Origin of the sequence: Pseudovibrio sp. POLY-S9 (assembly GCF_001431305.1) — a bacterium.
GTDB lineage: Bacteria > Pseudomonadota > Alphaproteobacteria > Rhizobiales > Stappiaceae > Pseudovibrio.
On record NZ_LCWX01000049.1, the window covers coordinates 33,438 to 43,333 of the forward strand.

Here is a 9,896-nt window from a genome sequence, read left to right on the forward strand (position 1 = left end):
TTATTACGCGTCCGGCTTCGGGCTTATTCGAGAGCTTGTCCATCGCGGCATTCACCTCTCGTTTGTGCTGGGGCTGGTGTTTGTTCTTTTCAGTTTCATCAAGAGCACGAGCAGTCAGCCAGCGTCTTCCACATGGTGGCGCCCGAGCGGGGTGCACCTATGGGATATCGTGCTGGCGGTGATGGCTGTGGCAGCGGCAATGTATTTGCCATTGTTGCCAGCTGAGGCGGTTGCCTCCCGTGTTGGGGCTCCTGCGCCGATTGATGTGTTCATGGGCACCGTGTTGTTGGTGCTGGTGCTGGAAGCTGCGCGCCGATCCGTCGGGCCAACGCTGCCGCTGATTGCGCTGATCTTTGTTGGCTATGCCGTGTTTGGCATGTATGCACCGGGCGCTCTGCGGCATCCGGGGGCGAGCTGGACGGGGCTGATCAATCACCTTTACCTGACGAACCAGGGCATCTACGGCATCGCTATTGGCGTGGTTGCCAAGTATGTGTTCCTGTTTGTTTTGTTTGGTGTTTTGGCCACGCGCATTGGCCTTGGGCAGTTGTTTATCGATCTGGCCTCTGTGATTGCCGGACGCTATGCAGGCGGACCTGCGAAGGTTGCGATCTTCTCCTCTGCCATGCTGGGCACGATTTCTGGCAGTTCCATTGCCAATACGGTGACGACAGGGTCACTCACCATTCCCGCGATGAAGAAGGTTGGGTATCCGCCGCACTTTGCTGGGGCTGTTGAGGCGACGGCGTCAACGGGTGGGCAGATTACGCCGCCGATTATGGGGGCGGCTGCCTTCATCATGGTGGAGTTTTTAGAGATCCCGTATCGTGAGGTGCTGCTTGCGGCGATGTTCCCGGCGATGCTGCACTATTTCGGCATCTTCGTGATGGTGCATCTGGAAGCCAAACGCCTTGGTTTGCGCGGTTTGACCAAGGATGAGCTGCCGAAAGCGTTGGTGGTGATGAAGCAGCACTGGCTCTCCGTCATCCCGCTGGGCATTCTGGTTTATCTGATCATCTCCGGTAAAACGCCAGATTTTGCAGCGGTTTGGGGGATTACCGCTTGTGTGGTTGTTGGGATTTTAAATCCGCATAACCGGATGGGACTCAAAGACCTGATTGAATCCCTGGCGACAGGGGCCAAGTACTCGCTGGCTGTTGGGGCTGCTGCTGCGGCGGTTGGCATCATTGTGGGCGTGGTGACACTGACGGGCACTGGCTTCCGGCTTTCGTTTGTGGTGACACAGGCAGCCTCTGATCTGGGCGGATTTATTGCGTCTGGTATGCTTGCTGAGTATGTGACGCAGAATGGGCTGACGCTGTTCTTCACCCTGTTGTTTACGGCAGTTGCCTGTATCATCATGGGTGCGGGTATTCCGACAACGGCGACCTACATCATTCTGGTTTCCATTGCTGCACCTGCGCTTGCCTTGTTGGGGGTTCAGCCGCTGGTGGCACACTTCTTCGTGTTCTACTACGGTGTGCTGGCGGATATCACGCCGCCTGTGGCACTGGCTGCTTATGCCGGGGCTGGGATTGCTGGTGCGAACCCGTTCAAGACAGGTAACACGGCGTTCCGTCTTGGTATCGCAAAGGCGCTTGTGCCGTTTGTGTTCGTTTACTCTCCAGCACTGCTGTTGGTGACGCCGGAGTTCACCTGGTACGACCTGAGCGTAACTCTGGCGGGTGCCATGTGTGGCATTGGCCTGCTGGGTGTGGCGTTCTCTGGTTACATGCTGGCTGGTTTGAATAAGCTGGAGCGGTATTGGACAGCCTTTGCGGCGATGTTCTTCGTCGCGCCGGGCTTGCAAACCATGGCAATCGGCGGTGTGCTTATGCTGCCTGTTGTGGTGCGGCAGGTGATGGCACGCAAGAACCAGCAGCTGATGACGCAAGACGCTTAGCGGCGATTTTTTATGAGTGAGATAACCCCGCCGGATGAGAATGTTCGGCGGGGTTTTTGTTGGAGAAGGTTTGTTTGATCGTGACTGACACTAAGAGTTTGCTTGGCATGAAGCTTCCGGCGCTGAAACTGAGGACAACGAATGCTGAGATGATTGATTTGTCAGCGTTACAGGGCCGCACTGTTGTCTATGCCTATCCCAGAACGAGCCCTCCGAATGAAGGGCCAATTGAAGGGTGGGATCTCATTCCCGGAGCTCGTGGATGTACGCCTCAATCCTGTGCGTTCCGGGATCACTTTGGTGAGTTAAAAGCGGTTGGGGCGCAAGCGGTGTTTGGGCTTTCTACTCAGTCGACAGCGTTTCAGGCTGAAGCTGCTGATCGTTTGCATCTGCCGTTTGCTTTGCTTTCTGATGAGAAACTGGAACTGACGAAGGCGATGGAGCTGCCGACTTTTGAGGCAGGAGGCATGGTTCTGCTGAAAAGGCTCACCATGATCATCAAGGATGGTGTGGTGGAACACGTTATGTATCCGGTGAGTGATCCGGAGCAGAATGCTGAGGGTGTGATTGCGTATTTGAAGCAGTCGCAGTGAATGTGACAAGCCCCCGCCGGATGCACCAATCCGGCGGGGGTGTTGCTTAGGCTGCTTCGGTTACTTCCTCCGGGTAGGTTTCTTTGATGCGGCTGGCGTAGGCGACGAGGTTGGGGAACTGCTCGGTGGTTTCCTTCCAGCCGGAGAAGGGCAGGTTGGAGAGGGTGCAGAGGATTTGAGCGCCGATGGCGGCATCAGCAAAGCAGGGGCGGTCGCCGAGCAGATAGGGCTTGTCACCGAGCTGGGTGGAGATGGCTTGCAAGTCTGCACGGCCCAATGCGAGGCGTTCTTTCCATGTGTGCTGACCGTAGCCGTGGTTGTTGACTTTGGCGATGACACTTTTGCGAGATTCGTTTGCAAGAGAACTGCGCATTTCTGGTGGCAAGATACCGAAGAACTGGTCTTCAATAATGGCGAAGTTCTCATCTGGCAGCCAGCGGGTGCAGACGGTTACGAAGTACAAAGAATGTTCTGCCATGCGCATGAAGGCGTGCCCAACAGCCAGTTCGGCTTCAGAATAACCACCTGAAAAATCAGCGTTATAATTGACCACCAAATGCCGTCTGATGAACTCGGAATCGGCAATGAGTTCTTCGTTGTCCTTCATGACAGGCAGCTTGCCCTTTGGGGCGGTTTGCAGGGCTGCCGGGCCTTCCAGAACATCGTGGGAGAGGCCTGCCATGGCGAGCAGGATATCTACTTTCAGGCAAAACGGGCTTGCGCTGACGCCATCGAGTTTGGCGCTGAATTTGTGATGTGTGAGCATTTGCTTTCTCCGCTTGTGTTTCGTGGGGGATTGGTAGCAAGGTGCTCCTGACAGCATTGTGTCAGGAGTGTTTGGCGTTCCCAAAATTTCTGGCCGAAACTTTCCGGAGGATTACATGCGCAGGGCAGATCGGTTGCTGCAGGTCGTTCAGTTGTTGCGACGTCATCGTGGGCCGGTGACCGGTGATGCGATGGCGGAGGAGCTGGAAATCTCTGTTCGCACGCTTTACCGCGACATTGTCAGCCTGCAATCAACTGGTGTGCCGATCCGCGGGGAGGCGGGGGTCGGTTATGTGCTGGATGAGGGGTATGATTTGCCGCCGCTGATGTTCAACAGTGATGAGCTGGAAGCGGTGATGATGGGCCTGCGCCATGTGCAAGTGCGCGGAGATGAGCAGCTTATTCGCACAGCCAGTGACGTGATTGCCAAGATTGCGGCGGTGCTGTCTCCCGAAGCGCGGGACGAGTTTATTGAAGCGCCGCTTTATGCGCCGGATTTCGGGGTGGAACCTATTCCCACAGCACGGATTGAGCTGAAGGATGTGCGGCAGGCTATTCGCGGGCAGAACAAGTTGCGGCTGACTTATGAGGACGCGCAGGGTGAGATGAGCGAGCGCCTGATATGGCCGCTGAGCCTGACTTTCTTTGCACATTCTCGAATGATCGTGGCGTGGTGCGAACTGCGCAAGGACTTCCGCGCGTTCCGGACCGATCGCGTGGAGCACATGGAGGTGCTGGAAGACCGCTACCGCGAAAACCGCGTCACCCTGCGAGATCGCTGGTGGAAGATGGAACTGGCCCGGCGGGAGAGAGAGGCGGCGGAGAAGGCTGCGAAAGACGGCTTGCCTGTTGCAACGAGTTAGTGTGAGCCCTATCAATACTATATGTATTTTTTCATTCTCACTCTACTCGTCGTATCCTTGATTTCAGCCGGAATTTCAGAGGGAATTTTTCTTCGGTTCAAAGCTGATGACTACTTTGAAAATAGGCAATCCGCACACATCTTTCATTTTCTAGTTGCAATGCTAGCTGGATTTGTTGCGATGTATTATGCGTTATGGGATTACCATCAGGCTGCTGCTGATGAGCCACGAGCTTTCCAATACCTAGGGTACATCGTCAGTCTACCTACCGGCATTTTGGCGTATGCCGTTTGCAACCTGTTCTACGAGTTCCTCCGGTATGTGAGAGGAGCGTGAGTACGTGCTGAGATATGCACCTTCAGCTTGTGTTTGGCTGTCATATAAGTGAGAATGATTGCGTTTTGAAAATGCTTTTTTGAACGCGTGCGAGACTCGCTTTGCATTTTGTAATTTGGGACAGCTTTCTGGTACTCGCTGCTGCCTATATCTGTACGGTGTTGGCTGAGTTTCTTGTTATTGGGCGCAATGCTGAAGGGTATTTCCGCTCGAACAAACTCGCGCGGGTGCTGCTGTTTATAGGGGCTATGGCTGTATCGATAGCAACGACGCTTTGGGTGCTACTCAGCTATGGTTTTGCTGACACAGTTATGTACAGAGCGAATGGATACATGGCACTTGTTGCAGGTGTTTCCAGCTCGTTTCTCTCGTATCTGGCGCTCTATCTGATCTATAAGTTTGTCGAAGATATCTTCAATTGAGTAGCGACTTATCAGAGGTGTTCAGCACTCATTGCTTCCTTGATTTTTCTGAGTATCGCCAGCTGCTCGTTGTGGGGCGGACAGGGTCTATCCTGAAAGGTGAGGTCCTCATTGAGGATGTAGCGGCGGGAGGTGATGTCGGTTTTCTCATACATCGGGATCAGATGAGCGTGGGCGTGGGGGATATCTCCGCCGGTGAAGAGGAATGCTACTCTTTCTACTCCAGTGATTTGCTTGAGTACTTTGGCAAGGTGTTGGCCGAGTTGCATAATTCTGGTCGCAAGTTCGAGGGGTAGATCATCAAAGTAGTCGTAATGCTCCAGTGGGATGATCTGAGTATGACCGGGGCGGATTGGGCCATTGTCGAGAAAGGCCATGATCTTGTCATCGCGATAGACCTCGAAAACGCGATAGTGCTTCTGGGCTATTTTGCAAAAAGAGCAATCCGTTTGTTCGGTCATCTCTACTCCGCTGCCACTGCAGTACCATGTGAGACAGTATCTCCCGGAAACTGGATCACGGTGTCGTTCTGGTTCAAGCCAGAGCGGACTTCGGCCATGTCCTGGTTGAAGGCGCCGATGGTCAGGAGTTGGAGTTGGGCTTTGCCGTTGACGACTTTGAAGGTGGCCCAGTCGTTGCCTTCGCGGAAGAGGGCGGTCATGGGAATGCGCAGGACGTTTTGGCCGTGCCATGTCTCAATGGCGGCGCGCAGGTGGAAGCCGTGGCCGAGTTCCAGTGCCGGGGTTTCCAGATCCAGAATTGCGTTGACGCGCTGTTCCTCGATGCCAAGGGCTGAGACCTTGGTGAAGCCAGCCGGGTCAATGCGGCGGACGGTTGCCCTCAGGGTGTTGCCGCCCCAGTCGACCAGCGTTGCTTTTGCCCCTTCAGCGATTTTCACGGCTTCGGTAGAGAGCAGGTCCACGACCACCTCGATATCAGCGGGATCGCCTAGTTCCATCAGCAGGGCACCAGACTGGATGGTTTGCTCGCTTTCAACGGCCAGATTGAGGACCAGGCCGTTGATCGGGGAGATCATGCGTACGGCCAGTTCTTCTGAACGTTCAGGATCCTGAGCGATGTGCGGCTCAATCAGACGGGCTTTGGCGCTTGCAAGGTCGCTGTTTCGCTGGGCAATCTGAGCTTCTGCGCTTTGGACTTTGGCGGCTTTCAGGGTGACGTCGATTTCCACGCGCTCCAATTGAGCGTCAGAGATGGTTTTGGAGCGGTTGAGGCGTTGGGCGCGGATGAGCTCTGACTTGGCCAGTTTGTGTTCTGCCTTGGCGGAGGCAAGCTCAGCCTCTGCCAATGAGATGGCAGCTTTGGCGGTTTCAACGCCTGCCAGCGCTTCTGCCTTGGTGCGGGCGTTCATGAACGGAGTGGTGAGTGGGTTGATGGTGGCGACTGTGGTTTCGCCACGGGATACCTTGTCGCCGACTTCCAGCAGGGAACGGTCGACCCGTCCGGCGATTGGGGCGGAGATTTTGTAGATCTCTTTGACGCGGGTTTTGCCGTCTTCCTCCACGGTGACAATCAGGTCGCCGCGAGTGACTTTGGCTGTTTCAACGGAGATTGGCTTTTCCTGCAAGGCCCAACCAATGAGGAGAAGAACGAGCAGGGCGACAGCAATATATGCGCCTCGTTTGACGTATTTACCGTTCATTCCTATTCCCTCGTTTTTAAGGTTTTGATGAGATCAAGTTTGCCCACACGGCGGCGCACGATGAACGCACAGGCCAGGGCGGCAGTGAGAATGACAAAGCTGGCGATGGCGTAGGTGCTTGGCAGCACCACAAGCGGCACGCGGAAGAGATCACTGGCGAAGCCCTGTATCATGCCCGCTGCCATGCCGTAGCCGATGAGCCAGCCCATGGGCTGTGCCAGCAGGACGATCATCGCCATTTCCACCAGAATGACGTGGAACACTTCCTGCTTAGAGAAGCCGATGACGCGGAGACTGGCCAGTTCGCGGCCCCGCTCTGACAGCTGAATGCGGGCGGCGTTGTAGACCACGCCAAAGGCTACGATGACGGCGATGGTGATGTAGGCCACCAGCATGGAGGTGAAGCTCTGGTCCATGAGCTCGCGGAACTTTTCGCGTGAGAGCATCTGCATGGCGATGCCGCCGAGGCCCGGTGTTTGTTTGACAGCGTCGTAGAGATCATCAAGCCGTGTACGGTCGATGTTGATCGCCAGATCAGAGATGCGCGGGCCGGTGGGGACAAGGGCGTTCAGCGCGTCTATGTGCATGGAGGCGGAGATGCCCATGTAGCTGGTGACGGTGCCTGAGACCCGAACCTGCCGCAGGATCGAGTTGTGCTTGGTGAACTCTACGGTGAGCATCTCGCCCGGCTTTACACCCAGCTGGTTGGCGAGGTGAGTTGGCAGCATGAGACCGGTGCGGGGCATTTCAATAGCGCGCTCATCAAGGTCCAGAATGCGGGAGAGGTTGGCGTTGGTTGGGCGACCTGTGATGGCGACGCGCTTTTCTTTGGGACCAAAGCGCAGGATGACGGGTTCTTGTCTGTAGGCTTCTGCAGTGAGCACGCCGGGCAGGCGCAGGATGTCATCGAGCACGCTGGGGGCTTTGTCATCTGCCAGTGTCAGGCGGGCATCTGCGGTTTCCGCTTTGTTGAAGGCCACATTGATCATGTGGTCCATGGAGTTGGTCAGGAACAGCGCGGAGACGAGCAGGGCCAGCGCGAAAGAGACACCAAGACTGGTGAGCAGGCTGCGGACCGGATTGTGCATGAGATGGCGCAGGCCCATGGTGCTGAGTTGGGACAGGAGGCGCACGCGCTTTGATTTGAGCGAGAGGAAACTGCGGAAACGTGGTGGCGCAGGTGGACGCATGGCGACTGCGGGTGGCAGGCGGGCAGCTTTCATGATGGAAGAGAGCGCACCGCCCAAAGCAGCGAGTAACGAGATGGCAGTGGCGATGAGGTAGAGGTCCGGGCTTTCATCGAACACGAGGAATGGGAACGAGAAGTACTGCGCATACATTTGGGTCATCAACTTGCCCATGTAATTGCCAGCAATGGAGCCGATTCCAACGCCCAGAAGCGCAATGAAAGAGACGAGTTTGGCGTAGTGACCTGCGACGGACCATGACGAGTAACCGCAGGCTTTCAACAGGCCGATTTGTTCCCGCTCCAGAGCGATCAGGCGAGACAGGATCATGTTGACGAGGAAAGCGGAGACCAGCAGGAATATGGGGGGTAGCACTTTCGCCATGGCGGAAAGCTGGGTGAGCTCCGCATCCAGAAAGGCATGGGATTGCTGGTCTTTGCGTTTATACGCGCCAGTGCCGCCGTATGGTTTGAGCAAGCGGTCGAGTTGTTCCAGCACACAAGGTGTGCAAGCGCCCCTGAGCAGCCTCAGGGAGATGTCGTTGGCCGCGTTCTTCATGTCGAACAGGCCTTCCATGGCGGATTGAGCCATGAAGAAGACTGCAAAGCGGCGGTCGTCGGGGACCAGATCTCCGGGGCCGAGAGCGTAGATGAACTCGGGGGAGAGGATGATGCCTGTGATTTCGAGGTTAAGCTTTTTCCCGTTCAAGATTGCGCTGAACGTGTCGCCGGGGTTGAGGCCATGTGCTTTGGCAAAACGGGAATCCAGAGCGACCTGGTTGGTACGGGAGCCTTCCGGCAAGCGGCCTGCGCGTAAGTAGAGGCGGTTGACGGCAGGCTTTCTGCCTGAGGGCAAGGAAAGAGCGATGCCAGCGGCGGGCTCTGCCATTTGCGGGATGTCGAGGATAGCGGAGCGGACGATGCGCATTTCGACAGCGGCAACACCATCAATGGCGGTGATGCGGTCTTTCAGGTGATCGGGTGCGCGGACGGCTTGCGCAAAGATGTGGCCGAAGCGGTATTGATCATAATAGGTTTTCTGCGTTTCGCTGAGGGAGCGGTAGGCCCCTTGTGCGAGGATTAGCGTCATCACTCCGCAGGCCATGACCAAAGCAATCGCGAGCACTTGCGCCCACAGGCGTTTCAAATCGCGGATCACTTTTCGGTCAAGGACGGGCAGAGCTACCATGCAACCTCCGAAGGCTGCTTGGGTGTTTCATTCTCGTGGGTGCTTTCGATAGCGCCGTCTTTGAAGATGTAAACACGGTTTGCCATCTGCTGGATTGCCGTGTTGTGGGTGATGATTGCTGTAGTGGTGCCCAGTTCCAGATTGATGCGCTGCAAGGCTTCCAGCACAAGAGTGCCAGTTTGAGTGTCGAGCGCGCCGGTGGGTTCGTCGCAGAGCAGGACTTCTGGCCGTTTGGCGATGGCGCGGGCGATGGCGACACGCTGCTGCTCTCCGCCGGACATTTCCGCCGGGAAGTGAGAGGAACGGTTGCCGAGGCCGACCAGTTCCAGGGCTTCTTGCGGGTCCATTGGGTTCCTAGCGATCTCTGTTGTCAGAGCCACGTTTTCCCATGCGTTGAGGCTGGGAATGAGGTTGTAGAACTGGAAGACGAAGCCGACGTAATCGCGCCGATAGCGGGTCAGTTCGCTTTCGCTGAAGTCCGTCAGGTTTTTGCCCATGAATGAGACTGTGCCGGAGGTGGCATTGTCGAGACCGCCGAGAATGTTCAGGAATGTGGATTTGCCGGAGCCGGATGGTCCAAGCAGCACAACCATTTCGCCTTCAAAGAGTGTCATGGAGACACCGCGAAGTGCGTGCACCTCAACCTCGTTGGTGACATAGGTTTTGGTCGTGTTTTCAGCGATAAATACTGGCGTTGGCATAGGGGCCCCAACCTGAATGTGCAGCTACGTTACACTATAGCCTCAGACTCAAGTTGTATGGCAATGATCCCACTCAAGGAACTGAGTAAATTCCCTAGGCTAGATGTCAGTGCGTGGCGGTGCGCCTACAGATTTGCGGAAAATAAGTTCCGGGTGCCACAGGCATTGCAGCTCTTTGATGTGTGTGCCCTTGAGATAATTCATGGCCATGATCGCGATCTCCCGGCCTGCGTCGCGCAGTGGTGAGCGGGTGACGGTCAGTGGCGGGGTCATGTCAG

General features: G+C 56.0%; 9 protein-coding genes. 4 read left to right on the plus strand and 5 right to left on the minus strand.

Going from position 1 to position 9,896, the window contains the following annotated elements; translation table 11 throughout:
- Together PPL9_RS02915 and PPL9_RS02920 are read left to right on the plus strand one after the other, a co-directional pair.
- A partial coding sequence (locus PPL9_RS02915) for a TRAP transporter permease (RefSeq protein WP_208989129.1) occupies positions 1-1,903 on the plus strand: 1,903 nt, incomplete at its 5' end.
- Positions 1,904-1,977: 74 nt separating this feature from the next.
- Positions 1,978-2,496 carry a peroxiredoxin gene (locus PPL9_RS02920; RefSeq protein WP_244273338.1) on the plus strand — a complete coding sequence of 173 codons (519 nt, stop codon included), beginning with the start codon at positions 1,978-1,980 and terminating at the stop codon, positions 2,494-2,496.
- Positions 2,497-2,542: 46 nt separating this feature from the next.
- Here the strand turns inward: PPL9_RS02920 and PPL9_RS02925 are convergent, their stop codons facing one another.
- A complete protein-coding gene (locus PPL9_RS02925) occupies positions 2,543-3,262 on the minus strand; it encodes a glutathione S-transferase family protein (RefSeq protein WP_057461243.1) in 720 nt (239 codons plus the stop codon).
- 115 nt (positions 3,263-3,377) lie between these two features.
- On the opposite strand from PPL9_RS02925, the gene PPL9_RS02930 reads away from it, so the two are divergent.
- Entirely contained in the window at positions 3,378-4,124 is a 747-nt protein-coding gene (locus PPL9_RS02930) for a YafY family protein (RefSeq protein ID WP_200962080.1), read from the plus strand.
- Positions 4,125-4,561: 437 nt separating this feature from the next.
- Positions 4,562-4,882, plus strand: a complete 321-nt coding sequence (locus PPL9_RS02940) for a hypothetical protein (protein ID WP_057461245.1) — start codon at positions 4,562-4,564, stop codon at positions 4,880-4,882.
- An 11-nt stretch (positions 4,883-4,893) separates the two neighbouring features.
- On the opposite strand, the gene PPL9_RS02945 is transcribed toward PPL9_RS02940, so the two are convergent.
- The 4 genes from PPL9_RS02945 to PPL9_RS02960 are packed head-to-tail and all read right to left on the minus strand — an operon-like array spanning position 4,894 to position 9,618.
- The gene (locus tag PPL9_RS02945) at positions 4,894-5,343 is read right to left on the minus strand and encodes an HIT family protein (RefSeq protein WP_057461246.1); all 450 of its coding nucleotides are present in this window, start codon (positions 5,341-5,343) and stop codon (positions 4,894-4,896) included.
- Between the two features lie 2 nt (positions 5,344-5,345).
- Positions 5,346-6,542, minus strand: a complete 1,197-nt coding sequence (locus tag PPL9_RS02950) for an HlyD family efflux transporter periplasmic adaptor subunit (RefSeq protein ID WP_057461247.1) — start codon at positions 6,540-6,542, stop codon at positions 5,346-5,348.
- Positions 6,543-6,544: 2 nt separating this feature from the next.
- Complete coding sequence (locus PPL9_RS02955; RefSeq protein WP_057461248.1) at positions 6,545-8,917, minus strand: FtsX-like permease family protein; 2,373 nt, start codon at positions 8,915-8,917, stop codon at positions 6,545-6,547.
- Positions 8,911-9,618 carry an ABC transporter ATP-binding protein gene (locus PPL9_RS02960; protein ID WP_057461249.1) on the minus strand — a complete coding sequence of 236 codons (708 nt, stop codon included), beginning with the start codon at positions 9,616-9,618 and terminating at the stop codon, positions 8,911-8,913. Before PPL9_RS02960 ends, PPL9_RS02955 begins: the two co-directional genes overlap by 7 nt.
- Positions 9,619-9,896 lie beyond the last annotated feature (278 nt).

What these genes read in the sequence shown, in the direction of transcription:
- PPL9_RS02925 (WP_057461243.1), bottom strand. Translation starts at nt 3,262, where the DNA reads ATGCTCACACATCACAAATTCAGCGCCAAACTCGATGGCGTCAGCGCA.
- PPL9_RS02930 (WP_200962080.1), top strand. Translation starts at nt 3,378, where the DNA reads ATGCGCAGGGCAGATCGGTTGCTGCAGGTCGTTCAGTTGTTGCGACGT.
- PPL9_RS02945 (WP_057461246.1), bottom strand. Translation starts at nt 5,343, where the DNA reads ATGACCGAACAAACGGATTGCTCTTTTTGCAAAATAGCCCAGAAGCAC.
- PPL9_RS02950 (WP_057461247.1), bottom strand. Translation starts at nt 6,542, where the DNA reads ATGAACGGTAAATACGTCAAACGAGGCGCATATATTGCTGTCGCCCTG.
- PPL9_RS02955 (WP_057461248.1), bottom strand. Translation starts at nt 8,917, where the DNA reads ATGGTAGCTCTGCCCGTCCTTGACCGAAAAGTGATCCGCGATTTGAAA.
- PPL9_RS02960 (WP_057461249.1), bottom strand. Translation starts at nt 9,618, where the DNA reads ATGCCAACGCCAGTATTTATCGCTGAAAACACGACCAAAACCTATGTC.